Origin of the sequence: Allobosea sp. Root381 (genome assembly GCF_001429395.1) — a bacterium.
Taxonomy (GTDB): Bacteria; Pseudomonadota; Alphaproteobacteria; order Rhizobiales; family Beijerinckiaceae; genus Allobosea.
Window position 1 is genome coordinate 65216 of the sequence record NZ_LMJT01000012.1, and the last position, 24222, is coordinate 89437.

The following is a 24222-nucleotide window of genomic DNA, read 5'->3' on the forward strand; positions in this document are numbered from 1 at the left end:
GGGAGGTTTCAGCTTTCTGCGGGCGGTTTCAGCCAATGGTCGAGGAAGCGGTCGAGCCAGAGCCGGACCGCCGGATCGTGCTGGTACCAGCCCTCGAGATGCAGGTGCCGCAGCTGTGCACCCGGCATCAGGGTCCGTTCATGCCCGCGCACACCCCAGCGGCACATCATCGCCGGCGTCACCTCCGGGTGGAACTGGACGCCGTAGCCGCGCGAGCCGGCGCGGATCGCCTGCACCGGAAAGTCGCCGCCGGTCGCTAGGCATTCGGCGCCGGTCGGGCAGTCGAAGCCGTCGCGATGCCATTGATAGACCGTGCCCGGCCAGTCGAACCCCGCCTCGGTGGCGTGGTCGCGGCCGGCATCGGTCTGGTCGAGCCGGTAATAGCCGACCTCGGCGCGGCCCTCGCCATGGGTATAGACGCGCGCGCCGAGATGCTTCGCGAGCATCTGCGCGCCGAGGCAGATGCCGAGGAAGGGCGCATCCTCCTTCAGGCAGGTGCCAATCCAGTCGATCTCGGTCTTGATGAATTCGTCGGGATCGTTGGCGCCCATCGGCCCGCCGAAGATCACCGCCCCGGCATGGTCGCGCATCGTCTGCGGCAGCGGATCGCCATAGCGCGGCTTGCGGATGTCGAGGGCATGGCCGCGGGCTTGCAGCAAGCGGCCGACGCGGCCGGGCGTCGAGTGCTCCTGATGCAGCACGACCAGGACCGGTTTGAGCGGGAGCAGCTTGCCAGGGCGCGGATGCTTAGCGTGCGCGCGGCGAGGTCTGCGCAGCGCGCGAGCCAGAAATGCGTGGTCGTTCATCGCAGGATCAGGGTCGCCCGGAAGCGTTCTTGAAAAAGGGTGCTGCACGAGGTGTCGTGCATGTATGGGCCGAGAATGCGGTCGCAATGCGGGTCGGGCAAGCGATTATTGGGCCAATGTTGCATGGCGCGGCGGCATCGGCAGCGACTACCGCCGTTTTGTCGAGGCTGTGCTGTGGATCGTGCGGACAGCAAGCCCGTGGCGGGACCTGCCAGCGTCGTCTGGTAAGTGGATCACGGTTGTCTTGTGCTTCCGCGATTGGGGCAGGGCGGATGTTTTCGTCAGGTTTTTCTTCGACGGATTGATCGCCGACAATTCCTTCGAGCTCAAGCGCATGACCATGAGAGCCGGGCTCCTGCGGGCCGATGTTCGCGAGGCGCGTGGATTGGTTGTCGGACCCTAAGCAGACGCCTCATTGCCGTCCGGGTAGGTCGGTGACTGAGATTGCCAGGTTGCCAACGCGGTTCGACCAATCTCGGTCAAAGCGTAGACCCCGCGCTCGGAGCGCTCGAACCAGCCATAGACATTCCGGTGCAGGATCTTCTGGGCATCGGGAAAGGAAGGCTTGAGATCCCGCGGTCGTCGTGGCGCTATTGTCATCGCCGCTGCGCAGGCAAGTGCCTGCTGGCGATACGCTGTCATGATAGGTTTGCGTGTGCCTCCGCCCGGAACGGGGTCGCCCTGGCGTCGTTTGTGCTCCTCCACCAATCTTGAGCGTCGGCGAGGATTCTTCCGCGGCGCTGGCGCAATCGGAGACACGAGGATATCGACACGGCCGTTTTCGGAAACGCCAAGCAATCCAAAGCCGAGGCGTCGGCAGAGATTGCGGTATCTCGGATCGCTTTCGCGGCCCTTGCCCTTGGCGGAAAGTTGCGCCGCCAACCAGATCTCATCGCCGAGGCTCATTCGGTCCACGCCTTGCAGAATGAGTTCGAGATTGAACGTCAGCTTCAATTCGCCGATCACCACGACGGCTGGGTCATCGTCCCGAAGGCCGACAATATCGCAGTGCCCGATTTCTCCCTTCACAGAGTAGCCCAGGCCCTCGAGGAAGCGCTTGACGGGTAGATACAGAGACGTTTCCACAGCCCACCTCGGACGACAAACCGCATAGGTGACTGACAGTCGTTTCGGAAAGGCAAACGCCGCCGAGCGCTCGCCATTGCCCCATTCGTCTGGAAGTAGATTGCAGCCTGGATCAGGGGCACATCGTCGGATTTAACGTCCTCCGATGAGTCTGGAGCAAGCCTGGGGCGATGCGGTCGCGAGAGCGCACAACTGGCCGAGGAGCTCTCCCTGAGCGGGCAACCACCTCGGCTGGGAGTTGGCGTTTGCAGCGCTCCTCAATCGGCCTTCTTGCCGGCAGCGTCGAACTGCTTGAGATAGGCGATCAGATCCGCCATCCGCTTTTCGTCCTTCAGCCCGGCATAGATCATCTTGGTGCCCGGTATTTTCAGGCGCGGATTCTGGAGGTAGGCGGCTAAGGTCGCCTCGTCCCAGGTCACGGCGGAATCCTTCATCGCGGCGCTATAGCTATAGCCCTCACGCATCGCCGCCTTCTGGCCGATCACGCCGTTGAGCACGGGGCCGACGGTATTCCTTGCCGTCTCTCCCACCTGATGGCAGGCGCGGCATTGCGCAAAGACCTTCTCGCCCGCGGCGGCATCCTGCGCATGACCGGGCTGAACGGCGGCCGCCAACATAGCGGCGCCGAGAATTATTGCAAGCTTCATATCGGATTGTCCTATGGCTTTGGAGCGAAGGGGTTGACCCAGCCGCCGCCCTGGCTCGGGGCCTTGGGCGGGAAGGCCTGCACGAGATAGTCGAGCAGGGTCTTGCGCATGTCCGGATCGGGCTCCGGCATGCTGTGCTTCTGGGTCATCCAGGTCAGGGTCTCGTCCCAGCGGGACCGCTCCATGCCCTGCCGGCTCACAACCTTCATCGAATGGCAGCCGATGCAATAACCGAAAGTCTCGTCGCGGCCGGGGAAGTCCGGAAGCTGCTCGGGCGTCTCGTCTTCCGCAAGACCGACCGAGGGGGCGAGGAGGATGGCCGCAAGCGCGGCCATCCGGAGGAAACGGCGGTTCGGCATCGTCAACCGACCAGGACCGCGACGCGATGCAGCGGATTGGAGCCGTACCCTTGCGGGTTCCAATTTGTCGCCACATGCGGCTGGGCAACGCCGCGCGAGTCGGTGGCGCGCACCCAGAGTTCGAAATAGCCGTCGCTCGGAAGCGCCGCCTTGCCGGTCCAGCGCACCCAATCGTAGCGGTTCTTCGGCTTGGCCAGCGTCATCGCATGCCAGCGCTGCCCGGCATCGAAGGAGACCTCGACCCTGGCGACCTCGTGATCGCCGGCCCAGGCGGCTCCACGAAGGGCGACCTCGCGGGTCGCGGCCGGCAGCCGCGTCCCGTTGGCCGGCGAGCTTATGATGGCCCGCAGCGGCATCGAGGTCATGTCTGTGAAGTTCGCCTTGCCATCGGCGTTTGTGCCCGGAACGATCGGTACCGTCGGGATGCGGTAGGAGGTGCCGCCCATGCCCTGTCCGTCATGCGGCGTCGCCCGCACCAGGATGCGGTTGAGCCATTTCGAGGACAGCGACGCCGGCCAGCCCGGGACGACCAGACGGAGCGGGCCACCATGGATATGCGGCAGCGGCTCGCCATTCATCGCCCAGACGATCAGCGAGTGCGGCTCGAGCGCCTTCTCGATCGGCATGCCGCGCGAGATCGCATCGCGGGTGGTATCGCCGGAGAGATGCGGGTCGGCGCCGAAATGGCCGGTGAACTTGGCGGTGTCCTTGAGGCCCGCCGCCTTGAGCACGTCGGCGAGGCGCACGCCGGTCCATTCGGCGCAGCCGGCACCGCCATTGGTCCACTGATTGCCGCGGGCCGCCGGCTGGTAGAAGGAACGGCCGTTGCCGCCGCATTCCAGAACCATCCGGAAGGTCTGGGGCGTGAAGCGGGATTTCAGCTCCGCAACGGTCAGGGTGAGCGGCTTGTCGACCTCGCCCTCGATCTTGAGCTGCCACGCCTCGGCATCCTTGATCGGCTCGGGGATCTGGCCGTTGTTGCGGATGAAGAACTTGCTGATCGGCGTGGTGTCGTCATCGAGCAGGCTTTCCGGCGTCTCGGCGACGAGCGGGCGGTCTCCGAGCAGGGTCAGCCCCTTGTCCTTGCCGGGGTAGTCGAAGGGCTGCGGGCCCTTGGGGGCGGCGGGAGCTGCCCCTTGCGCTGCCGCTGGCGACACGGCGAGGCGTGGCAGGCCGCCGAGCGCGAGACCGAGAGCGGCAAGGCTTGAGCCGAGCACGAGGCGCCTGGATCCGTTCAAGGTTGCAGCGGCATCGGTGGTGGAGGTTGCACGGGTTTCGTCCGCGGCATCCCGCGGCTGGACTTCTTTGAGCATGGCGTTTCTCCCGAGGACATATTCCTCGCTGGAGACGACGCGCGAGCGCTTCGATTTATTCCAAATCGATTGATCCAGATCAACCGATGCAGGCCGGGCGGCCGCTGCGTGCCTCGGCCAGGGCCGCGACCTGGTCGTTCGGGATGCTGTGCTCGCCACCGGTGATCCGGGCGACGAGCGCGGCGATGCCGTCGATCCGGGCCGTGTCGATGCCCTCGCCGAGCAAGGCATAGCTCGCTTTCCGGCCACGCCAGGCGCGGATCGTCAGGCCGTCGCGGTCGCGGATTGTGGGCTGCGTCGGCAAGGCATCGTCGACCGGCGCGATCCAGAGGCCGACGCGGCAGCCATTGGGCCCGACATAGCCGGCAAGAATGCCGCCTGCGCGCCCTGAGAGGTCGAGCGCGAGATGCGACAGGGTCAACGATGCGAGCGTGAGGTCCGGAAGATTGCCGAGATCGGCACCGGCCAGCGCCACATCAGCGCGCTGAGCCTGCTGCTGTGTGGGTTGGGACAGCCAGAGCCGATGCGCCGCGATCGCGTCGGACAAGGGCGGCTTCGGCGATTGCGTGTTCATCAGGCCGATCACGAGCGCGCCGATGCAGACCAGGACGAGCGCGGCAGCGGCCATGGCGGATCGGCGCAGGGGCCGCGGCCGAACCCGCGGCAGCACAAAGGGTGGGGCCTGCTCTCGCGGCTCCTCCACCCTGACGGCGGCGCGCAACCTTGTCAGCGTCGCGACCTGTGCCGCGGCCTCGCGATCGGCCACCAGGGCCGCTGCAACCTTAGCGGCGACCTCAGGCGTCAACTCGCCGTCGACATAGGCGTTGAGCATCGTCCAGGAGGTGATGTCGGGTTCCGGCACGTGATGCTAACTCGCTTGACGGCGCCGCGTTGCAAGCGCCCGGACATTTCCGCCTTCGATCGCCTCGAGGAGCGAGAGCCGCGCCCGGCTGAGACGGCTCATCACCGTTCCAACCGGCACGTCGAGGATCTCGGCGGCCTCGGCATAGCGGAATCCGGCAAGCTCGATAAGTTCGAGAATTTCGCGGTGGGGCGGCTCCAGCCGATCGAAGGCCTGTCGTACCGTGATCTCGGCGATCAGGCGGTTGTCGTAACGCCAGCGGCCGTCATCCGGCTCGTTCGGCCCCAGCTCGGCCGAAACCTGGCTGCGGCGGTACTCGTCGATCCAGATATTGCGCAAAATCGCGAACAGCCACGCCCGTATCCGCGTCTCCTCCGCAGGCGGTGCGACGGACAGCGCCTTCAGGGCGCAGGACTGGAGCAAGTCGGCTGCGGCGTCGCGGCTGCCACTCAGGCGGCGCGCATAGGAGAAAAGGCGCTCCCAATTCTGGCACAAGGCTCGCTCGACTGCCTGCACGATCTCTTCCTTATGTGAACGATTGTTCGTCCATCCGTGCAAGCTAGCAGGATTTCATGCTGCATAATGCGTGGCGGCCTGCCGGATAACTCCGATGAACGCCTGGCCCGTGCGGGACAGTGCCACGTGATTGGCGTGAATGACGCGTGGAACAATTTTCACGACAGGCAAGAACTGCTTTTTGATCGCAAGCGGGAACATCTCCGATACGCCCATCGGCTCGACAATGGCGACGCCGCAGCCTTTCATCGCAAGGGCGCAAGCACTGATCGTGTAATTGCTGCCGATCATGACGTGCTGATTGAGATCGATCGCTCGAAACGCCTGTCCGAGCAGTTCATGAATCGGCTCGCTTTGGATATTCGTGATGATCGCCTCGCCCGCCAGGTCGCTCGGCCGAATGACGGCGCGGTCTGCAAGCGGGTGATCGGGGGCCATGACGCAGACCAGTGCGGTTTCGAACAGGGGAAGCGTCGTGACGCCCGCGTGGTCGCCCGGGGTGAAGATGATGCCGAGATCGATTTGCCCGCTGGCCGCCATCGCCAGGATTTCCTTCGTCTTGGCGACCTGGAGCCAGACGCGGACGCCAGGGTGCCGTCGTCTGAACTGCGCGATCGCATCGGCGACGAAGCTGCAGGACAATGTCGGCGTGCAAGCCAACGTCAGAACGCCCGAGCGGCTCTCCTTGAGATCCCGCGCATATTTCTCGACCACGCCGACCGAGTGGAAGACCTTCTCCACCTCGCGATAGAGGTTGAGCGCCTCCGGGGTCGCCTGAACCCGGCCTCGACTGCGCTGGAACAAGGCAAACCCGACCAGGTCCTCCATCCGCCGGACGGCCTTCGAGATGGCGGGCTGCGACATCTGCAGATGCCGCCCGGCGGCGGTCAGGGTGCCTGCCATCATGACGGCACGGAACACTTCGAGTTGGCGCAGGCTGAACATGCGTCACCATAACTCGAGGTTATCGAATGCGCATCATCCAGCGCTCGACGTCGCGGTGAGGCTCGTCCAGTCTCGGTTCACGAACAGCGCCACAAGGCGCGGCAGGGAGGAGACATCGGGCGGCAGGCGGCATAGAGATGCCGTGCGTGCCAGCGCGTCCTCCCGCTTGAGGAGTTGACGGATGGCGCGATTTTCCACGCGAGCGATCGAAATCCACAGCGCCTATGCCTGGAATTTCGACTGGGTGCGCAAGGCGATCGAGTTCGCGCGTCGTCACGAGATGACGTCACTCGTTCTCCACCGCAACGACATCGTCGACATGGTGGTTTATCCCGGCAAGCTGTTTGGTGCTTCCGATGCGGGACGGAACATTTTCGAGCGCTATCGCGAGATTTTTCCGAAACTTTACAAGTATACGCCGACACGACGCAGCGGGCCGTATCAGCGCCGCGACTACCTGCGGCGTGTGATCGAGCTGGCGGGTCGCAACGGCATCGATGTCTGGTTCGAGAACAAGGAGTTGTCCTTCCCCGACATCCTGCTCGAGCTGAATCCACAGCTGGTCAAGAATGGCACGCTGTGCCCGAACGACCCGTTCTGGTGGGATTTCGTCGATACCAAGTACACCGAGCTGTTTCAGGACCTGCCGGAGATCCGCGGAATCATCACGGCGCCGGGGACCGGCGAAAGCCGGTTGGCGATCTCGTCGAACCGCTGCACCTGCGAGGCTTGCCGGGGCAGCACCCCGCAGGGCTGGTACCGCAAGCTGATCATGGCGATGCACGCTCCGATCCGCGCCGCGGGGCGGGAACTGGTCGTGCGCGACTTCGTCTTCGACCGGAAGGCGCAGACCGAACTGGCCGAGACGATAACCAGTCTGCCCTCAGATGTGATCGTCAGCCTCAAGAATACGCCGCACGACTACTATCCGACATTCCCCGACAATCCGCGCCTCGGCGATGTCGGCGACCATCGGCAATGGGTCGAGTTCGATACCATGGGCCAGTATTTCGGCTGGGGGATCGGGCCGGCGGTGATCACCGACGACTATCGTCGACGCATGGAGACGGCACTGCGCCATGGCGTCGAAGGCATGATCCTGCGTACGGACTGGGAAAGCCTGGACGGCCATTCCTGCTTCCATACGCCGAACCGGCTCAACCTCCATGCCGCGGCGGCGCTGGCGGTCGATGCCGATGTCTCCGACCGTGAGATTCACCGCTCATGGCTCACGGAGACGGGCATGACGGCCGACGGCACCGGGGATGAAGAACTCGACGCCGCGGCCGATTGGAGCGTGCGCCTTTTCGCGAGGTCGTGGGAGATCGTCTCGAAAAGCCTGTACGTCAACGATTGCGTCTTCTCGGACTCCAGCAACTATCCCGTTAGCCTCGACCATGCCTGGTGGCTGGCCGAGGAGAAGAACAGCCTGAAGGACTGGGACCCGTCGAAGGAAAATGCGCTCGAGACCTCGGAAGCCAATATCCGCCGCATCCTGGCCGAGAAAGACGAGGCGCTGAGGCTTGTCGGGCAGCAGCCCGGCCTTGCCGGCGAACGGCCGGCGGCTTTGACCGAAACGGCCCATCGCGATCTCGTCAGCCGCATGGAGACCTTCAGGCTTTACGTCGCCGGTTGGCGGGCGGCCGTCCGCGCCTGCATCTTCACGAAGTTTCTGCTCGACCATCCCGGAAGCGATGACGCGTTCGGCACCGAAATGCGTGACGCATCGGAGGAAGCGTTCGAACTGCTGCGGACGCTGGCCGATGAGATGAAGAGTTACGCCGCCGCCACGGACCAGCATTTCGCCGCCTACAACATGCTGGGGTGGGAACGGCTGTTGACGCTTCGCGACGATCTGTCAGGGCGTCTCGCCGCCTTGTCGCAGCGCGCCGCGGATCCTGTCCCAGCGGAGTAGATTCCTTGCAGAAGACCGATCGCTCCGGCCCGTCGCCGCGTCTCGTCCAGCTCGTGGTGGCGGTCGCCCTTTTCGCAGGTTGCTCGCTTTACCTGTATGCGGCGCTCGGGTTTTCCTTCGGGGCCTGGAGCAATCCGCGGGCCGGTTTCATGCCGACGATCGCCGGCTGCATCGGTGTCGCGCTGGCGTTGGGCAATCTCCTGCGCGTCTGGCGTGCCGGAGACGCGGCTTCCGCCGATCTCGGCTTGTCGCCGAGCCGTGCGCTGGCATTTCTCGCAATCCTGGCAGGCTATGCCGCGCTGCTCGGCCGCCTCGGCTTCCTGCCGGCGACGTTCGGCGCCGCGCTGGCTCTGCTGATGGTCAGCAGGGGCATGCGGGGACCCGTCGTCACGCTCTCGCTCGCGGCGGTGTTCTCGCTCGGCATCTGGCTCTTGTTCTCCCGCGCCCTCGATCTGCCGCTGCCATGACCTCGCTCGACGCGCTCATCCAGGGTTTCCAGCTTGCGGCTACCCCGACCAATCTGGTCGCGGCGGGGATCGGCGTCATGCTCGGGACCTTCGCCGGCATGCTTCCGGGTCTCGGGATCTCGGGCACGATCGCCCTGCTGATCCCGATCAGCTTCGGGCTCGATCCGCTGACCGCGCTGGTGATCTTCGGCGGCATCTACTACGGCGCCGCCTATGGCGGTTCGACCACGTCGATCCTCCTCAACGTGCCGGGCGAGGGCGCGTCTGTCGTGACCTGCGTCGAAGGCTATGCCATGGCCCGCCGCGGCCGCGCCGGGGCGGCGCTCTCGGTCGCGGCGCTCGGCTCGTTCTTCGCGGGCATGCTGGGACTCGTCGGCCTCGTCCTGTTCGCGCCGACCATCGCGGGCTGGGCGCTCGCATTCGGCCCGCAGGAATATTTCTGCATCGCGCTGCTCGCGCTCGTGGTGCTGTCGGGCATCAGCGGCCAGTCGATGGTGCAGTCCGGCCTGATGGTCGTCGTCGGCATCATGCTCGGCACGATCGGCATCGATCCGATGACGGGCGTCGAGCGGTTCACCCTGTCGAGCGACGTCCTGCTCGACGGCATTTCCTTCATCATCGTCGTCATGGGCGTCTACGGCATGGCGGAAGTGTTGCAGACGGCGGCCGATGGCGACGCCGCGGTCTCTGCGCCGCGCGTCGCCTTCCGGGATCTCTACCCGACGCGCGAGGAGCTGTCGCGCTCGATGCCCGCGATCGGCCGCGGCAGTCTCATCGGTCTTCTGATCGGCCTCGTTCCCGGCCCGTCGGGGACGATTTCGACCTTTCTGTCCTATGCGGTCGAGAAGCGTTTGAGCCGCGGTCGCGATCAGTTCGGCTCGGGCGCCATCGAGGGCGTGGCCGGGCCGGAAGCCGCCAATAACGGAGCCGATACCTCCACCCTGATCCCGCTGCTCTCGCTGGGCCTGCCGTTCAATGCCGGCGCGGCCCTTCTGCTCAGCGGCTTCCTGATCCACGGCATCACGCCCGGTCCGAATCTCGTGAACACGCGCCCCGATTTGTTCTGGGGCCTCGTGGCGAGCCTCTTCATCGGCAATCTCATGCTGCTGGTGATCAATCTGCCATTCGTCGGGTTGTTCGCCTCGCTGCTGCGCATACCGCTGGGCATCCTGATGCCGCTTGTGGCCGTCGTGGTGATGAGCGGGACCTATTTCATCAACAACAACCTGTCGGACCTTTGGCTGGCCGTCGCCTTCGGCCTGGTCGGCTGGCTTCTGAAAGGAACCGGGTACAGCGTCGCGCCGCTGATCATCGGACTGTTCCTGGGGCCGCTCATCGAAAAGGGCTTCATTCAGTCGATGGTGCTCGCCGATGGCAGCTTCCTGACGCTGATGTCGCGGCCGTTCAGCGGCCTCATGCTCGGCACTGCGGCCCTGTTCATCCTGGTTCGTATCGGTCTCGGGCTTCGCAGCCGCTTCGCCCGCGCGCCGCTCGCGCCCACTCCGCCTCGATGAACGGATGAACGATCACAACAACTGAAAATGGGGAGAGAAACCATGAATAGCGCTGCCACACGCCGCCTGGCGCTCGCCGCCTTCGGTCTCGCATCGGTCGCGATGACGTTGCCGGCCCTCGCTCAGGCCTATCCGCAACGGCCGATCCGCGTGATCGTGCCGTTCCCCGCCGGCGGCGCCACAGACGTGATGGGCCGGATCGTGACGAAGGCTGTGGAAGCTCGTCTGGGCAAACCCCTGATCATCGAGAACAAGCCCGGAGCGGGCACGATGACCGGATTGAACGAACTGGTCGGGGCCCGTCCCGACGGCTACACGATCGGCATGGTCACCAGCACCATGGTGCTCCAGCCGCTCTATGGCGGGTCGCGACACGATTATCCCAACGCCCTTCAGCCCATCGCGCAGATCACGGTCACGCCGCCCGTGCTCGTCACCGGCTCCGACACGCCCTGGAAGACGGCTCAGGCCCTGATCGACGACGCCAAGGCCAATCCCCGCAAGATCAAGTACGGTATCACCGGCTTCGGCAATTCGTCGCATATCGGCCCGACACAACTCGCTCGCGTTGCCGGGATCGAGATCGAGCCGGTCTCCTTCGACGGCGGCGGCACGCTGCTGACGGCGCTGCTCGGCGGCCACATCGCGGTCTCGGCGGGCAGCACCGTCGACTACAAGCCCCATATCGAGGCGGGCAAGTTGCGCCCGTTGCTGAATTTCGGGCCGGAGCGCAGCCAGGATCCGCTCTACAAGGACGTACCGACGGCGAAGGAGCTCGGCTACGACGCCGAGATCGTGTCCTGGACTGGCGTGGCCGCTCCCAAAGGCGTTTCCGCCGACGTCGCCACCAGGCTCAACGAGGCGTTCACGGCGGTGATGGCCGATCCCGAGGTCAAGGCCGCCATCGCCAAGCTCGGGTCAGAGCCTGTCCATCTCGATGCAGCCGGTTTCGGAGCGCGGTGGGCGTCCGAAACCACGAAGCTCCGCCAGGTCGTGACGGAGACCGGCATCCTCGAACTCGTGAAGAGCCAGAGGCGGTGAGCGCCATCATGGTCTTGCTGTATGGAGGCCGGCGCGGAAACCTGAGCACTCTCCCGCCCAGCTGCCGAGGGCATCGAGGCTGCTGCACTCGGCTTCCGCAAGGACGAAAACGACCAGATCAATCGCTTCGACAACGCGACAAGCGATGCCACCAGTCGAAAGCAATGATGGGGCGGATCACGTCGCGCAGCGGCTCTCATCACGCCCTGCTGCGATAGCGCGAACGTTCCCGATCATGCGCTTTGCGGATGGGATGATTGCGTAGCGGGAGATCCTGGCGAAGCAGGCATCGCGTCATAGGGCAGTGTAATAGCGTTATACCCCAGCCAGAGCCTGGGGCCGCGGGTCCCTTCTGCGCACGTTTCCACCAAAATTCTGTCTTTTGACTGAAGACTATTGCGTTCCGAAGGCCTTCCTGCTCTGCTGCGGCTAAGACGCCAAACAAAACGGCGCTTACTCAGAGGGAGAGAAACATGAACACCGATAAAACGGCTGGGGGATCACGTCGAAAATTCTTGAAGACCTCGCTGATTGCGTCGACCGCGACGTTAGCGGCCCCCGCGATCGCGCAGCAATCCGGGCCCATCGCTATGCGCTGGCAGAGCACCTGGCCATCCAAGGACATCTTCCACGAATACGCTCTCGACTTCGCCAAGAAGGTCAATGACATGACCGGTGGCGAATTGAAGATCGAGGTGCTGCCTGCAGGCGCGGTCGTCCCGGCATTTGGCCTGCTCGAGGCGGTGTCCAAGGGCACGCTCGACGGCGGCCATGGCGTCCTCGTCTATCATTACGGCAAGCAGACGGCGCTGGCGCTGTGGGGCTCCGGCCCGGCCTATGCAATGGATGCCAACATGCTGCTCGCCTGGCACAAATATGGCGGCGGCAAGGAACTGCTGGCCAAGCTCTACGCCTCGATCGGCGCCAATGTGCAATCGTTCTGCTATGGGCCGATGCCGACGCAGCCACTCGGCTGGTTCAAGAAGCCGGTGACCAAGCTCGAGGACCTGCAGGGGCTCAAGTTCCGCACCGTCGGCATCTCGATCGACATCTTCACCGGCATGGGCCTGGCCGTGAACGCGCTGCCGGGCGGCGAGATCGTCGCGGCGATGGATCGCGGCCTGCTCGATGCGGCCGAATTCAACAATGCCAGCTCCGACCGCGTCCTCGGCTTCTCTGACGTTTCCAAGGTCTGCATGCTGCAGAGCTACCATCAGAACGCCGAGCAGTTCGAGATCATGTTCAACAAGACCAAGTTCGACGCGCTGCCGGAGAAGATGAAAGCCATCATCGCCAATGCGGTCGAGGCCGGCTCGGCCGAGATGTCCTGGAAGGCGATCGATCGCTATTCGCAGGACTATCTCGACCTGCAGACGAAGGACAAGGTGCGCTTCTACAAGACTCCGGACGCAGTTCTGAAGCGCCAGCTCGAACTCTACGACGAGGTCGCGAAGAAGAAGGCGGCCGAGAACCCGCTCTTCGCCGAGATCCTGCAGTCGCAGCTTGCCTTTGCCAAGCGCGCGACGCGCTGGGAGCAGGACACGGTGGTCAACCGCAAGATGGTGTTCGACCATTACTGGGGTCCCAACGGCGTCGCGGCCAAGCTCTAAGCCCGAGTCAATGACATCGGCGACGACCCGCACCTTGCGTGCGGGCCATCGCTGCTGCCTGCGAGGTCCCGCATGAGCGTCGAAAAGCTTCTTCTCGCCTGCGACAGCATCAGCACGTTCTTCGGCAAGCTGGCTGCCTGGCTGATCATCGGGCTGATGCTTCTGGTCTGTGCCGAGGTCTTCAAGCGCTATGCGCTGAACGCCCCAACGGCCTGGATCTTCGACGCCAGCAACATGCTCTATGGCTCGCTGTTCATGCTGTGCGGCGCTTACACGCTCGCCCAGAACGGCCATGTCCGCGGCGATTTCCTCTATAGCTCGATGAAGCCGCGGACGCAGGCGTCGCTCGATCTCGCGCTCTACATCCTGTTCTTCCTGCCGGGCATCTGCGCGCTGGTTTATGCGGGCTATGACTATGCCGGCGATTCCTGGCGGATCAACGAACACTCGAACGTTACCGCAGACGGCCCGCCGGTCTATCATTTCAAGACCGTCATTCCCATCGCCGGCGCGCTCGTCCTGCTGCAGGGCGTGGCGGAAATCGTCCGCTGCATCGTCTGCCTGAAGACCGGCGTCTGGCCGAGCCGCCTCAAGGACGTCGCCGAGATCGACGTCGTCGGGGAGCAGCTCGCCGCCAGCGAGCACATCGACGAGGCGACGCGCCGCGCCGCGATCGAGCAGGCCCAGGCGATCGATGAAGCGGCTCGCCAGCGCGGCCTCGGCGGAGACAGGCAGCCATGAGCGATCCAGCCCTCGGCCTGAGCATGCTCGGCCTCATCGTCGTGGTCATCATTCTGGGTTTCCCGACGGCGTTCACCCTGATGGGGCTCGGGATGCTGTTCGGATATGCCGCGTTCTACGACCCGTCGCAGGCCTGGTACACGAACAAGATCTTCGATCTGATGGTCCAGCGCACCTACGGCGCGATGACGAACGACGTCCTGATCTCGATCCCGCTCTTCGTTCTGATGGGCTATGTGATGGAGCGCGGGGCGCTCGTCGACAAGATGTTCTATTCGGTGCAGCTCGCCTTCCGGAACGTGCCGGCGGCCCTGGCCGTCGCGACGCTGCTGGTATGCACCTTCTGGGGCATCGCGAGCGGGCTGGTGGGCGCGGTCGTCGTGCTGATGGGCGTGATCGCCTTCAACCCAATGCTGAAGGCCGGCTATGACGTGCGGCTCGCCGCCGGCGTCATCACCGCCGGCGGCACGCTCGGCATCCTCATCCCGCCCTCGGTGATGATCATCGTCTACGCGGCGGTCGCAGGCCAGTCGGTGGTCAAGCTCTATGCCGCCGCAATGTTTCCGGGTTTCTTCCTGGCCCTTCTCTACCTGCTCTACATCGTTGGCTGGGCGCTTCTGAATCCCCGGATCGCGCCGAAGCTTCCCGCTGAGAACACGCAGGTTCCGGTGCCTGAATGGACGGAAGCGCTGTGCGGGGCTTATGGCAAGCGCATCTTTCCGGCCTTGTTCCAGGCGCTCTTCGCCCCGGCGAAGGCGCGGCGGATCGTCAGCGACGGTAAGCCCGTCGGCTATGGCGATATCCTGCGGGCCTTCGCCTATGCGCTCGTGCCGCTGACCATCGTCGCGGTGACGCTGGCCGTGGTGTGGTGGTATGTCGTGATCCACCAGCAGTCGGGCGCCGCCGAGGCCGTGACGGCCGTCGAACAGCTCGGATCGCCGGATCTGCCGCCGGACGAGGCGAGCGATGCCTCCAACGGGCCGGCGCCCGCCTTCTACTGGTGGTTCGGAGCGATCGCCCTGGGCTTCGCTGCCCTGATGGTGCGTTACTATCGCCGGATGTCGCCGGAGCGGCTCGAGATCATTCGCCTGCTGACGGACTCGGTCGCGCCGCTCGGATTTCTGACGGCGATCGTTCTTGCCGTCATCCTGTTCGGCATCACGACAGCCACCGAATCCGCCGCTGTCGGCGCCGCAGGTGCATTCCTGCTCGCCTTCCATGCCAGGACCCTGAACTGGAAGCGCACCAAGGAAGCGGTGTTCCTCACCGCCAAGACCACATCGATGGTCTGCTGGCTGTTCGTCGGCTCAGCCATCTTCTCGGCGGTCTTCGCGCTGCTGGGCGGGCAGGCCCTGCTGGAGAGCTGGGTCCTGTCGCTGAACCTGTCTCCCCTGCAGTTCATGATCCTGTCGCAGGCGATCATCTTCATTCTGGGCTGGCCGCTCGAGTGGACCGAAATCCTGGTGATCTTCGTGCCGATCTTCCTGCCATTGCTGAAGCATTTCAGCATCGATCCCATTCTCTGGGGCGTGCTGGTCTTCGTGAACCTGCAGGCAGCGTTCCTGTCCCCGCCGGTCGCGATGTCGGCGTTCTACCTCAAGGGCGTCGCGCCCTCGCATGTCACGATCAACCAGATCTTTGCCGGCATGATGCCCTATATGCTGATCGTGATCCTCTGCATGGTACTGCTGTATCTTTGGCCGGGGCTGACCCTGTGGCTGCCGCAATATCTTTACGGCGGCTAAGCTTGCTCGGCGCAGGGCGTTCTCGCGAGATGCAGAGCGCCGATACAGCCAGGTGGGTGCGAACCCTGGCGGCTGGGCGGGCTTCTGTTTGCACGTGGCGGACTATCGGCTGACTCTCGGATCGATCAAGCTGTAGAGCACGTCCACGATCAGGTTCACGACGACGAAGGTCAGGGCCATGAACAGCACGATGCCCTGGATGACCGGATAGTCGCGCCGCGAAACGGCATTGATCAGCAGGCGCCCGACGCCGGGGATGTTGAAGACCATTTCGATGGCGATGGCGCCGCCCATGAGGACCGCGAAGGTGATGCCGATCGCCGTGAGTATGGGCATCAGGGCGTTTTTGAGCGCATGGCGAACGATGACGACGCGGCCGGCCAGGCCCTTGGCGCGGGCCGTGCGGATGAAGTCCTCGCCGAGGACGTCGAGCATGCTCGAGCGCGTGATGCGCGCGATGAAGGCCGCCTGGACGAGACCGACCGACAATGCGGGCAGGGTCAGCGACCAGAGGCATTGCCAGAGGCCGCGATCGAGGGGGATATAGCCCGCGACCGGGAACAGCCGAAGCTCGACGGCGAACAGCAGGATCAGCATCAGGCCAAACCAGAATTCGGGCATCGAAACCCCGAGCATCGCGATGCCCATCGCCACCTGGTCCGCCGGGCCGCCGCGATTTACCGCCGAGATCACGCCCGAAACCATGCCGATGCTGACGGCGATCACGAGCGCATAGAGCGTCAGGATCAATGTCGGCTCGACGCGCTGCAGGATCGCCTGCGTCACCGGCATGCGCAGGAAGATCGACTCGCCAAGATTGAACGTGGCCATCTGCTTCAGCCAGGAGACGAGCTGGATCAGGAAGGGCTCGTTCAGCCCGAGCCGCTCGCGCAGGGCTGCGACCTGGTCGGGCGAGGCATCGGCGCCGAGCATGACGGCTGCCGGATCGCCCGGCGCCAGATGCAGCAGGATGAAGACGAGGAACAGCGGAACCAGCAGGCTCGGCAGGAGCAGCACGAGGCGCTGCAGGATGAAGCGTGCCATCAGTGCAGGGCTCCCGGCCCGGTGATCTCCCGCAACGCCCCGGTGATGACGGTGGCGGGAGCGTCGGCCTCGACCCTGATCTCATGCACCGGCATCTGCCGGTAGATCGCAAACTGCTTGAAGCCGTGGCCGGTCACCATGCAGACGACGCGCTCGCCCGGCCTGATTTCGCCGCGCGCCATCAGCTTCTGCGCGGCTGCGAGCGAGCTCGCTCCGGTCGGCTCGGCGAAGATGCCGTTGCCGGCCGCCAGCACCTTCATGGCCTGGATGATCTCGTCGTCGCTGACGGCGATCGCCCGGCCGCCGCTTTCACGGACCAGCCGCAGCGTATAGGTGCCGTCCCGCGCATAGCCGATCAGCGGGTCCGAAATGCCCGAGGCGATCGTTTTTGGCTCGCCCCAGGGCTGGACCTCGGCGGCGCCCTCGTCGAAGGCCTTGACGATCGGCGCGCAGCCTTCCGCCTGGACCGCCACGATCTTCGGTGTCCGTCCGCCGCGGTCGGCGAAACCCTGAACGACCCCCTTCACCAGCGGACCGGAGCCGGTCGGCACGATCACCCAATCCGGGGCGGTTTCGCCGAGCTGGGCGTGGATCTCGTGCCCGACAAGGCGCAGCGCATCGGTGCCGTAAGGGTTGATGAACGTGGTGGTGACGTTGACGAAGCCGGTTTCCTCGGCCACCGCCAGCGCCATGGCGTAGGAGTTGCTGTAGTGGCCGGCCACGCGCACGAGCAGGGCGCCATAGGCCGCAATCTGGGCCATCTTTTCGGCCGGGGTCTGCTCGGGCACCAGGATGACGGCGGGAATGCCCGCCCGCGCGGCATAGGCGGCGGCCGAAGCTCCGGCATTACCGCTCGACGCGCAGACCAGCCCTTTCGACCCGAAGCCGAGGGCGGTCGTCAGCGCGGCGCTGACGAGGCGATCCTTGAAGGAGCCGCTCGGATTGCGGGTCTCGTCCTTGATCCAGATCGCGCCCTCGGCGGAGCCGGCGCGGGCCCGCAGAAGTGGTGTTCCGCCCTCGCCGAGCGTGACCTCCGGCGCGACCAGTGCGGCGGCGTCCGATGGCGGGCCGCCGGCATGGACGACTTCGAGAATGCCCCCGCATTCCTCGCAGGCATAGCGCAGCGTGGCTGTATATTCGGCGCGGCAGTCCACGCAGCTCAGCATCATCGTCGTCATCTCAACGCTCTCGCATCTTGGGGTCGAGCGCATCGCGCAGCCCGTCACCGAACAGATTCAGTCCGAGAACGGTGACCATGATCGCGACGCCGGGAAACACCGCCATCCACCACGCCATGACCACGAAGGTTCGCGACTCCGCCAGCATGTTGCCCCAGCTCGGCTGGGTCGGCGGGACGCCCGCGCCGAGAAAGCTCAGGGCGGCTTCACCCAGCACGGCATAGGAGAAGATGAACGAGGCCTGGACGATGATCGGGGACAGGACATTGGGCAGGACGTGGCGGAACAGCGCGTAGAGACGGCTGCCGCCGACGGCGATGCAGGCCTCGACATAGGGCAGCTCCCTGACGACGAGGACCGAGCTCCTGACCACCCGTGCCACGCGCGGCATGTAGACGGTGCCCAAGGCGATGACGACGGTCGAGCTGCTGGCGCCGAGCACGCCGGCCATCGCGATCGCCAGCACCAGTCCCGGAAACGACATCAGGCCGTCGAGGATGCGCGACAGCACCATGTCGATGCGGGAATAGAAGCCTGTGAGCAGGCCGAGCAGGCTGCCGATGCCGACCGCGACGAGAACGACCGCGCAGCCGATCACCAGCGAAGTCCGGGCGCCGTGCATCACGCGCGACAGCACATCGCGGCCGAACTCGTCCGTACCCATTAGATGGGTGGAGGAGGGCGGCTTCAGGCGGTTCTGCACCGCCAGCGCATTCGGATCGGCCGGGGCGAGCAGGTCGGCCGAGAAGGCGGTTGCGAGGACCAGGACGAGCAGGCCCGTTCCGATGATGACATTGGTGCGCGAAAACAGCTTGGCGAGGAAAGGTGCCTTGCGCGGCTCGGCCCAGGCTCCGGGCTCATGTGCGGCCATGCTCATGATGGGGCGTGCTCGCGCATGTCGAGATCGATCCTGTAGAGGGTTGATGGCCGGCCGTGGCCGATCGGGGTGCTTTCTCCGACCGGGATGGCGAGCCCCGCCTCGGTGAGTTTGGCCAGCACGCGGCGGGCGGTCCGCGAGGTGGCGTCGAGGATGTCGGCGAGCTCGACGGCGCTATAGGCGCGCGAACGCTCGTCGCCGATGGCTTCCAGCATGCGCGCCAGATTGGCAGCGGTGATGCCGGTGCGCTCGGCCAGCGCCACCAGCATGCTGTCCTCGACCCGGATCAGCCGCGTGCGGCCCTGGCCGAGAGGGCCGATCAGCCGATCGTCGTCGAAGACGATGTAGAGCCCGTCGCCATTCTTCAGCTCGGCCTGATGCAGCGCCTTGCGGGCGCCTTCCTCCGCGAGGGCGGCGCTGGTGCCGGTGCCGATGCCGATCTGCAGGGAGAAGCCCGGCAGCGGAACCGGCTCGAGCGCCGGCGCGACGGTGAAGTCCTGCGTCTGCTGCCGCAGAGCCCCATATGTCGTGTAGAACAGGTGCAGACCGCTGCCGATGTCCAACAGGTTCACCGACAGCCTGTCGGCGAAGGCGACGAGATAGGTCTCGACCGCGAGCGCATGACGGCGGGCATCGGCGATGGCGCCGTTGAATTGCGGCGTGTTGACCCGCAGCAGGCCGATGGCGATCTGGGAGCCGCGATAGCGCTGCTGGAGCACGTTGGAGACCAGCAGGTCCAGTGCCTTCAGGATCGTATGCTTGGTCCAGAACATGAAATGGCAGGGTATGCCCGCCTGCTCCAACTCGCGCTTGACGATCGAGCGGCAGGTCAGGGCATGGCGGACGCGACCCGCCCGATAATTCTCGATGTGGAAGCCGGCGAAATCGTCATGGATGCGCCCGTTCACCAGCGGCATGCTGGCGATCCGGCTCGGGTTGATCTGCAGTTCACGGCAGACATTGGCGATGGCGTCGTCCGACACCGTGTCGACGCTGATCGTCGCGGGATCGATCCCGGCCCGGACGAGATCGAAGAAGGCCTTCACCAGCGAGACTTCGTCGAACAGGACGTGCGAGACCGGCACCGTCAGTGGCCGCTCCGCCAGCGCGACGTGATACGGTACCGGGCCGGAGAAGAGGATCGCGTCGACGCTTCCCTCCAGCCCATAGGCGAGGTCGCGTGCCTCGTCCTGGTGATCGTAGAGGCGGATCTTGACGTCGAGATCCGGGCCGGCATCGCGGAGCGCGAGCTCGAGCGGCTCGCTGAACTCCGCATTGGCGATGATGCCGATTCGAATCCTGACTGCCATGAAACGCCCCTGCCGAACCCGTTGCTTACTGCTTCCAGGCGTTCCAGTAGAACGGGAACGGCGTCGCCGCGACATTCTTCAGCTCGGCGCTCTTGACGCCGAGGATGAAGAAATCCCCGAACTTGGCCATCGGCGCCTGCTGCCAGAAATGGTCCTGCAGCTCTTCCCAGACGCCGTAGCGCTTCTTGGTGTCCATCTCGGTGTTGAGCTGGCGGACGAGCTCGTCCTTGCGCGCATCGACCCAGAAACCCGGCCAGGCGGAATCGAAGCACGGCCAGACGCCGGGATCCGGCGTGAACGTCGTCGCCCCGCTGAAGATGTCGTAGGCTTCGGGGTTGTTTCGTTGCTGGACGATGGTCGCCCAGTCGACGACCTCGAGCTGAATGTTGAAGCCGACGGCCTTGAGTTGCTCGACCGCGACCAGTGCGTTCTTGTACATGAAGTCGTATTCGCGCGTCGTCAGCCACTTGATCGGCTGCCCGGCATAGCCCGATTCCTTGAGCAGCGCCGTTGCTCTGGCGACGTCGTGCTTGTTGTAGAGCCCGCCATCGGCCTTGCTCCACCACTGCTTCTGCTCCTGGAAGAGGATGCCCGGATCGAGCCGGTAGAACTCCTCCGAGGCGAAGGCCGCGCCCATCACGTCCTTGTTGGCGACGCCGAGCACGAAGGCCTGGCGGGCGCGCACGTCGTTGAACGGCGCGCGCTTCTTGTTGAACACCGCCATGGTCCACCAATAGGGCTTGGTCACCAGCGGCTCGACATTCGGATACATCTTGATCATCGGGAGCATGTCCTGGCTCACCTGATCCGCGATGTCGTAGATGCCGGTCTGGACGCCGTCGAGCCGCACCGAGACCTCAGGCGTCGGGACGAGGCGCAACTCGTCGAAATGGGCTTCGCGGCGCCCGCCCATACCGTCGGCCTCGCCCCCGATCGCGGCATATTTGTCGAAGCGGGCCAGGATCAGGTGGCGGTCCGGGACGTGCTCCTTGAAGCGGAACGGACCGGTGCCGATGTAGCTGCGGATCTCGTTGTCGCCGAACTTGTCGATGACGCTCTTCGGATAGATCGCGGCCTGCTGGTTCGGGAAGGCGAGCATCATCGGCACGACCGGCGAAGCTTCCTTGAGCGCGATCTCGACCGTCAGCCCGTCGACCTGCTTCAGCCCGCTGACATTGGTGAACATCATGCGCCCGTAATTCGACTTGCGGCCCCAGCGCTCGAGCGAGGCGACGACGTCGTCGGCACCGAGGATCGAGCCGTCATGGAACGGCACATTGGCGCGCAGCTTGATGACATAGGTCTTGCGGGCTTCGTCGAAGGCGACGCTCTCGGCCAGCATCGGGACGGCGTCGTACTTGGCGTCGAGCGTGAAGAGTCCTTCATAGATGTGCCAGCCGACCGACTGGGTGATGAAGGCCGTGGAATGATGCGCGTCGAGCGTCGGCGGCTCGCCGGTGATGGCGACGTTCAGGACGCCGCCCTTCTTGGCCTGTGCGAAGGCCGGCAGGCCTGCGGCTCCGAACGTGGCCGCGAGGCCGGCGACGGCTGCCCGGCGCGTGATCCTTCCAAACGTCATGGTCTTCCTCCCGTTTCTTCTCAATTGCAGGCGTAGGACGGCTGCGGCGTGCAGCAGGCACAGCGATGCCGGATCAGCTGCCCGGCGCGCTCCGCCGACGGAACGCCACCCTCGGCGGCGAGCCGCCCGTTGACGTAGATGGCGTCGAGGCCGACCGGATGACGCCGCGGATCCTCGAAGGTCGCCGTGTCGGCGATGGCCCCGTCGTCGAAGACGAGCAGGTCGGCAAAGGCGCCCTTGGCGATCACGCCGCGCTGCGCGAGCCCGAAGCGCGGAGCGGAGATCGAGGTCATCTTCCGCACGGCCTCCTCGACCGACATGATCCGCTCCTTGCGGACATAGTGGGCGATCATGCGGGGGAATGTGCCGTAATGGCGCGGATGGACCTTGCCGGTTTCGAGCGGAATGCCGTCCGAGCCAACCATGGCGAAATCGGAGCGCAGCACCGACTTCACATCCTCGTCCGACATCTGGTGCAGGATCATGGTCACGCGGCCGCTCTCTTCGAGCAGGATGTCGAGCATGCAGTCGATCGGGTGCTGGCCGCGCTCCGCCGCGATCGTCTCGATGTTGCGGCCCTCGAGGCCGCGGTTCGCCTCGGTATCGACGCCGGAGATCACCACCCGGTCCCAGCCCAACATGCCGGCGAAGTTGTCCCAGCCGGGGAGATTGCCGGCCATGTCGCGATGGATGCGCTCGCGCGCGGCCGGGTCGGCGAGGCGCGCCAGCACTTCGTTGCCGCCGCCGGCAGAGACCCAGGGCGGCAGGACCGAGAGCAGCGTACTGCTGCCTGCGGTGTAGGTGTAGATGTCGCAGGTAACGTCGAGCCCGCGTGCCCGGCGGCCGGCGATCAGGTCGAGCGCGCGGCCGATCGTGCCCCAGTTGTGCTTTCCGACGACCTTGAGATGGCTGACATGAAGCGGCGCGCCGGCCGCCTCGGCGATGTCCATCACCTCGTTGAGGGAGTCGAGCAGCGTGTCGCCCTCGGTGCGGATATGGCAGTTCAGGATGCCGCCCGCGCGTGCCGCCGTCGTCGCGACCGCGACCAACTCGCGCCGATCGGCGAAGCAGCCCGGCGCGTAGAGCAGGCCGAATGACAGGCCGATCGCGCCGGCCTCCATCGCTTCCCGTACCATCGCGCACATGCGCTCGACCTCCGCCGGCGTGGCGGGGCGGTTCTCGAAGCCCATGACCGCGATGCGCACCGCGCCATGCGCGACCTGGGAGACGGCATTGACGGAACTCGGCGCCGACGAGAGCGCGTCGAGATAGTCGCCGAACGCGTGCCAGGCACCGGCGCCGGGCATCGGGCCGAGCACGGGCGCGGCATAGCGGACGAGGTCGTCACGACGCTCCCGGGTCGACGGGCTGCCGCCGAAGCCGCAATTGCCGAGCACGACCGAGGTCACCCCCTGCAGCAGTTTGGGAGCATGGCTTGAATCGCGCAGCACCGCCAGATCGTCATGGGTGTGCACGTCGATGAAGCCCGGCGACAGGACGCGCCCGGCGACGTCGATGATCTCGCGGGCCTCGCCTTCGATGTTCCGGCCGACTTCGGCGATGCGCCCCTCGGCCACAGCGACCTCGCCGCGAAACCAGGGCGAGCCGGTGCCATCCATAATCCGGGCATTGATGAATTTACGCTCGAGCATCGATTTACAGAAATGTCCGTTAATGTCCCTAAAGCGATTATGCGAGGCGTTGCGGGAATGTCAAATGCCTATCGCCAAGAGGCAGTTTGGAAATGGTTCAGTGGGCGGCGCGGCGTAAGGTGAGGCTTCCCACGGCAAGCTGGAACATCGCCTCCGCAGACGGCGATGCGTGCCTCGTGGTCGCGGGCGAGGCGGCGCCAGCGTGGCATCCAGCCGAAGCTCGGTCCACTCAGCGCCGCGGCAGAGCCTTGAAGCCGACTCGCCGTCGATCTGACGGACGATCTCGATGACGAAGTCGAGGAATGCCGCCTTGTCCATCAGCTTGGCTGTGTCATAGGCGCTGTCGGCAAACGGATGGCTGAGCGAGTAGTCCGGACAATTCTTTCGAATCGAGCGCAACAATGATCGCTGGCGGCAGTTGGCTCGTCGTGACACTTGAAAGTCGGCCATGCCAAAACCTGTCGTGTTGATTGTTGAGGACGAGCCCATCCTCCGAATGGATGCGGCCGATTTTCTTGAGGATGCGGGCTTCGAGGTGATCGAGGCCGCCCATGCCGACGAGGCAATCGCCGTCCTGAACAGCCGCCACGACATCGCCGTCGTGTTCACGGACATCGAGATGCCTGGTTCCATGAACGGCATAGCCCTCGCGCACGCCGTGCGGCTCGGTTGGCCGCCTATCGTGATCGTCGTCGCAAGTGGGCGTGTCGCGCCGCGCGCGGGCGAGTTGCCGCCGAACGTTCGCTATTTCCAAAAGCCATATGGGGCAGCCGAGTTGATCGACGCCTTGAGGCCGACTGACTGAGCGGCCGGCCTGGGGCGTCCGTTGAAGTCATGCTCCCAAGTTGCTGCAGGGGTGATCTCGGTCGGCTCGGATCAGAAGGCACTCCGCCTGATGCCGGCCGCGCGCTCGAGCTCAGCCGTTTCAAAGCCCATCTGGACAAACAGGCAGCTCCATTGAGCAAGCCGTGCCTCGGGCTGGCGTCGATCGAGCTGCTCGGCTATGCCCGTCGGC

General features: G+C 65.1%; 23 protein-coding genes and 1 pseudogene. 9 read left to right on the forward strand and 15 right to left on the reverse strand.

Annotated features, from left to right (window positions below; translation table 11 throughout):
• Window positions 1-8: 8 nt before the first annotated feature.
• The gene (locus ASE63_RS11805; protein WP_082609858.1) at window positions 9-806 is read right to left on the reverse strand and encodes a glutamine amidotransferase; all 798 of its coding nucleotides are present in this window, start codon (window positions 804-806) and stop codon (window positions 9-11) included.
• A gap of 127 nt (window positions 807-933) precedes the next feature.
• Between ASE63_RS11805 and ASE63_RS28725 the strand changes: the two are divergent.
• Window positions 934-1209, forward strand: a pseudogene (locus ASE63_RS28725) (transposase); the annotation flags it as partial.
• Here ASE63_RS28725 and ASE63_RS26525 read toward each other — a convergent pair.
• The 7 genes from ASE63_RS26525 to ASE63_RS11845 form a co-directional block, all read right to left on the reverse strand.
• A complete protein-coding gene (locus ASE63_RS26525) occupies window positions 1206-1892 on the reverse strand; it encodes a DUF2161 family putative PD-(D/E)XK-type phosphodiesterase (RefSeq protein ID WP_082609860.1) in 687 nt (228 codons plus the stop codon). The pseudogene ASE63_RS28725 and the gene ASE63_RS26525 sit on opposite strands and share 4 nt — an antisense overlap.
• Before the next feature lie 257 nt (window positions 1893-2149).
• Window positions 2150-2539, reverse strand: a complete 390-nt coding sequence (locus ASE63_RS11820) for a cytochrome c family protein (RefSeq protein WP_056801172.1) — start codon at window positions 2537-2539, stop codon at window positions 2150-2152.
• Window positions 2540-2550: 11 nt separating this feature from the next.
• A complete protein-coding gene (locus tag ASE63_RS11825; RefSeq protein WP_056801174.1) occupies window positions 2551-2898 on the reverse strand; it encodes a hypothetical protein in 348 nt (115 codons plus the stop codon).
• 2 nt (window positions 2899-2900) lie between these two features.
• Window positions 2901-4211 (reverse strand): sulfite oxidase, encoded by a 1311-nt coding sequence (locus ASE63_RS11830; protein ID WP_082609861.1) that lies wholly within the window; start codon window positions 4209-4211, stop codon window positions 2901-2903.
• Window positions 4212-4290: 79 nt separating this feature from the next.
• Complete coding sequence (locus tag ASE63_RS11835; protein ID WP_156410311.1) at window positions 4291-5073, reverse strand: hypothetical protein; 783 nt, start codon at window positions 5071-5073, stop codon at window positions 4291-4293.
• A 6-nt stretch (window positions 5074-5079) separates the two neighbouring features.
• Window positions 5080-5589, reverse strand: a complete 510-nt coding sequence (locus tag ASE63_RS11840) for an RNA polymerase sigma factor (RefSeq protein WP_244491382.1) — start codon at window positions 5587-5589, stop codon at window positions 5080-5082.
• A 54-nt stretch (window positions 5590-5643) separates the two neighbouring features.
• Window positions 5644-6534 carry a LysR substrate-binding domain-containing protein gene (locus ASE63_RS11845; RefSeq protein WP_056801180.1) on the reverse strand — a complete coding sequence of 297 codons (891 nt, stop codon included), beginning with the start codon at window positions 6532-6534 and terminating at the stop codon, window positions 5644-5646.
• A gap of 244 nt (window positions 6535-6778) precedes the next feature.
• On the opposite strand from ASE63_RS11845, the gene ASE63_RS11850 reads away from it, so the two are divergent.
• The 7 genes from ASE63_RS11850 (at window position 6779) to ASE63_RS11880 (ending at window position 15567) form a co-directional block, all read left to right on the forward strand.
• The gene (locus tag ASE63_RS11850) at window positions 6779-8449 is read left to right on the forward strand and encodes a hypothetical protein (protein WP_156410312.1); all 1671 of its coding nucleotides are present in this window, start codon (window positions 6779-6781) and stop codon (window positions 8447-8449) included.
• Between the two features lie 5 nt (window positions 8450-8454).
• Window positions 8455-8916 (forward strand): tripartite tricarboxylate transporter TctB family protein, encoded by a 462-nt coding sequence (locus ASE63_RS11855; protein WP_056801184.1) that lies wholly within the window; start codon window positions 8455-8457, stop codon window positions 8914-8916.
• Complete coding sequence (locus tag ASE63_RS11860) at window positions 8913-10430, forward strand: tripartite tricarboxylate transporter permease (RefSeq protein ID WP_056801186.1); 1518 nt, start codon at window positions 8913-8915, stop codon at window positions 10428-10430. Before ASE63_RS11855 ends, ASE63_RS11860 begins: the two co-directional genes overlap by 4 nt.
• A 42-nt stretch (window positions 10431-10472) precedes the next feature.
• Complete coding sequence (locus ASE63_RS11865; RefSeq protein WP_056801188.1) at window positions 10473-11471, forward strand: tripartite tricarboxylate transporter substrate binding protein; 999 nt, start codon at window positions 10473-10475, stop codon at window positions 11469-11471.
• Between the two features lie 473 nt (window positions 11472-11944).
• Window positions 11945-13081 carry a TRAP transporter substrate-binding protein gene (locus ASE63_RS11870; protein WP_056801189.1) on the forward strand — a complete coding sequence of 379 codons (1137 nt, stop codon included), beginning with the start codon at window positions 11945-11947 and terminating at the stop codon, window positions 13079-13081.
• Between the two features lie 72 nt (window positions 13082-13153).
• Window positions 13154-13822: a TRAP transporter small permease subunit gene (locus ASE63_RS11875; protein WP_056801191.1), complete on the forward strand. Its 669-nt coding sequence runs from the start codon at window positions 13154-13156 to the stop codon at window positions 13820-13822.
• Window positions 13819-15567 carry a TRAP transporter large permease subunit gene (locus ASE63_RS11880; protein ID WP_056801193.1) on the forward strand — a complete coding sequence of 583 codons (1749 nt, stop codon included), beginning with the start codon at window positions 13819-13821 and terminating at the stop codon, window positions 15565-15567. The genes ASE63_RS11875 and ASE63_RS11880 overlap by 4 nt, the downstream gene beginning before the upstream one ends.
• 102 nt (window positions 15568-15669) lie before the next feature.
• Here ASE63_RS11880 and ASE63_RS11885 read toward each other — a convergent pair whose 3' ends face one another.
• From ASE63_RS11885 to ASE63_RS27220, 7 genes are read right to left on the reverse strand one after another with little or no spacing between them, the layout of a single operon-like run.
• A complete protein-coding gene (locus tag ASE63_RS11885; RefSeq protein WP_056801195.1) occupies window positions 15670-16611 on the reverse strand; it encodes an ABC transporter permease in 942 nt (313 codons plus the stop codon).
• Window positions 16611-17789, reverse strand: coding sequence for a threonine synthase (thrC, locus tag ASE63_RS11890; RefSeq protein WP_200962555.1), 1179 nt, complete (start codon window positions 17787-17789; stop codon window positions 16611-16613). The genes ASE63_RS11885 and thrC overlap by 1 nt, the downstream gene beginning before the upstream one ends.
• A 1-nt stretch (window position 17790) precedes the next feature.
• Window positions 17791-18666 carry an ABC transporter permease gene (locus ASE63_RS11895; protein ID WP_056801198.1) on the reverse strand — a complete coding sequence of 292 codons (876 nt, stop codon included), beginning with the start codon at window positions 18664-18666 and terminating at the stop codon, window positions 17791-17793.
• Complete coding sequence (locus tag ASE63_RS11900) at window positions 18663-19976, reverse strand: hypothetical protein (protein WP_056801200.1); 1314 nt, start codon at window positions 19974-19976, stop codon at window positions 18663-18665. Before ASE63_RS11900 ends, ASE63_RS11895 begins: the two co-directional genes overlap by 4 nt.
• Before the next feature lie 25 nt (window positions 19977-20001).
• Complete coding sequence (locus ASE63_RS11905) at window positions 20002-21555, reverse strand: ABC transporter substrate-binding protein (RefSeq protein ID WP_056801201.1); 1554 nt, start codon at window positions 21553-21555, stop codon at window positions 20002-20004.
• A 20-nt stretch (window positions 21556-21575) separates the two neighbouring features.
• A complete protein-coding gene (locus ASE63_RS11910; protein ID WP_056801204.1) occupies window positions 21576-23207 on the reverse strand; it encodes a D-aminoacylase in 1632 nt (543 codons plus the stop codon).
• A 60-nt stretch (window positions 23208-23267) separates the two neighbouring features.
• A complete protein-coding gene (locus ASE63_RS27220) occupies window positions 23268-23657 on the reverse strand; it encodes a hypothetical protein (protein ID WP_156410313.1) in 390 nt (129 codons plus the stop codon).
• On the opposite strand from ASE63_RS27220, the gene ASE63_RS11915 reads away from it, so the two are divergent.
• On the forward strand, window positions 23656-24012 hold the full coding sequence (locus tag ASE63_RS11915; protein WP_056801206.1) for a response regulator: 357 nt from the start codon (window positions 23656-23658) through the stop codon (window positions 24010-24012). The genes ASE63_RS27220 and ASE63_RS11915 overlap by 2 nt on opposite strands.
• The last annotated feature ends 210 nt before the right edge of the window (window positions 24013-24222 follow it).

Coding starts and splice junctions, on each gene's coding strand:
- ASE63_RS11870 (WP_056801189.1), top strand. CDS start 11,945: ATGAACACCGATAAAACGGCTGGGGGATCACGTCGAAAATTCTTGAAG.
- ASE63_RS11805 (WP_082609858.1), bottom strand. CDS start 806: ATGAACGACCACGCATTTCTGGCTCGCGCGCTGCGCAGACCTCGCCGC.
- ASE63_RS11865 (WP_056801188.1), top strand. CDS start 10,473: ATGAATAGCGCTGCCACACGCCGCCTGGCGCTCGCCGCCTTCGGTCTC.
- ASE63_RS11875 (WP_056801191.1), top strand. CDS start 13,154: ATGAGCGTCGAAAAGCTTCTTCTCGCCTGCGACAGCATCAGCACGTTC.
- ASE63_RS27220 (WP_156410313.1), bottom strand. CDS start 23,657: ATGGCCGACTTTCAAGTGTCACGACGAGCCAACTGCCGCCAGCGATCA.
- ASE63_RS11825 (WP_056801174.1), bottom strand. CDS start 2,898: ATGCCGAACCGCCGTTTCCTCCGGATGGCCGCGCTTGCGGCCATCCTC.
- ASE63_RS11845 (WP_056801180.1), bottom strand. CDS start 6,534: ATGTTCAGCCTGCGCCAACTCGAAGTGTTCCGTGCCGTCATGATGGCA.
- ASE63_RS11910 (WP_056801204.1), bottom strand. CDS start 23,207: ATGCTCGAGCGTAAATTCATCAATGCCCGGATTATGGATGGCACCGGC.
- ASE63_RS11885 (WP_056801195.1), bottom strand. CDS start 16,611: ATGGCACGCTTCATCCTGCAGCGCCTCGTGCTGCTCCTGCCGAGCCTG.
- ASE63_RS11895 (WP_056801198.1), bottom strand. CDS start 18,666: ATGAGCATGGCCGCACATGAGCCCGGAGCCTGGGCCGAGCCGCGCAAG.
- ASE63_RS11820 (WP_056801172.1), bottom strand. CDS start 2,539: ATGAAGCTTGCAATAATTCTCGGCGCCGCTATGTTGGCGGCCGCCGTT.
- ASE63_RS11900 (WP_056801200.1), bottom strand. CDS start 19,976: ATGGCAGTCAGGATTCGAATCGGCATCATCGCCAATGCGGAGTTCAGC.
- ASE63_RS11905 (WP_056801201.1), bottom strand. CDS start 21,555: ATGACGTTTGGAAGGATCACGCGCCGGGCAGCCGTCGCCGGCCTCGCG.
- ASE63_RS11830 (WP_082609861.1), bottom strand. CDS start 4,211: ATGCTCAAAGAAGTCCAGCCGCGGGATGCCGCGGACGAAACCCGTGCA.
- ASE63_RS11880 (WP_056801193.1), top strand. CDS start 13,819: ATGAGCGATCCAGCCCTCGGCCTGAGCATGCTCGGCCTCATCGTCGTG.
- thrC (WP_200962555.1), bottom strand. CDS start 17,789: ATGACGACGATGATGCTGAGCTGCGTGGACTGCCGCGCCGAATATACA.
- ASE63_RS11860 (WP_056801186.1), top strand. CDS start 8,913: ATGACCTCGCTCGACGCGCTCATCCAGGGTTTCCAGCTTGCGGCTACC.
- ASE63_RS11915 (WP_056801206.1), top strand. CDS start 23,656: ATGCCAAAACCTGTCGTGTTGATTGTTGAGGACGAGCCCATCCTCCGA.